This is a genomic window from Bradyrhizobium genomosp. III (assembly GCF_000261705.1).
Lineage (GTDB): Bacteria > Pseudomonadota > Alphaproteobacteria > Rhizobiales > Xanthobacteraceae > Bradyrhizobium > Bradyrhizobium ottawaense.
Genome location: NZ_AJQF01000441.1, coordinates 1 through 782 on the forward strand (window position 1 = coordinate 1; position 782 = coordinate 782).

Sequence of the window (782 nt, forward strand, 5' to 3'; positions counted from 1 at the left end):
CGGAAATCGGGCGTGCTTTAATGGTTGCTACGATACCGGACGCGCGGCGAGTTCAGCTCGCCGCTTCGAGCCGCACTTCGGTCAATAGCCGCATCGCGGCGTCCGCGTCCATCGGCTCGCCGAAGGCAAAGCCTTGCGCGTATTCGCAGCCCATCTGGTAGAGCTCGACCGCGTCGGAATCGGTCTCGGCGCCTTCGGCGACCACATCCATGCCGAGATCATGCGCGAGCGCGATGATCGACTTCAGGATCACCGGGCGCGTGCCGCGATTGGTGGTGCGCACGAACGACTGGTCGATCTTGATGGTGTCGAACGGGAAGCGCTGGAGATAGGCCAGTGACGAATGACCGGTGCCGAAATCGTCGAGCGAGAGCCCGGTGCCGAGCTCGCGGATCCGCGTCAGCATCTGCGCTGCGTGCTCTGGATTCTCCATCACCAGCGATTCCGTCAATTCCAGCTTGAGCGTGCCGCGCGCCACCGAGGAGCGGGACAGCACGGTGCGGATGTCGTGGATCAGATCGTGCCGCAGCAATTGCCGCGAGGAGACGTTGACCGAGGCGAAGATCGGCTCGCGTGAGCGCATCGCGCGCTGCCAGATCGAGAGCTGCTTGGCGGTCTGGTCGAGCACGAACATGCCGAGGTCGACGATCAGGCCGGTCTCTTCGGCGATGGTGATGAACTCCGAGGGTGCCATGCGGCCGAGCTTCGGGTGATCCCAGCGCACCAGCGCCTCGAAGCCCGCGACCGAACGATCCTCGAGCCGCACGATCGGCTGGGGGAGG

At 64.8% G+C, this 782-nt stretch carries 1 protein-coding gene; it reads right to left on the reverse strand.

Annotated elements, in window-relative coordinates; translation table 11 throughout:
* Positions 1–52 precede the first annotated feature (52 nt).
* Positions 53–782 (reverse strand): EAL domain-containing protein (locus IC66_RS0135055; RefSeq protein WP_157158144.1); only part of this gene is annotated, 730 nt, incomplete at its 5' end.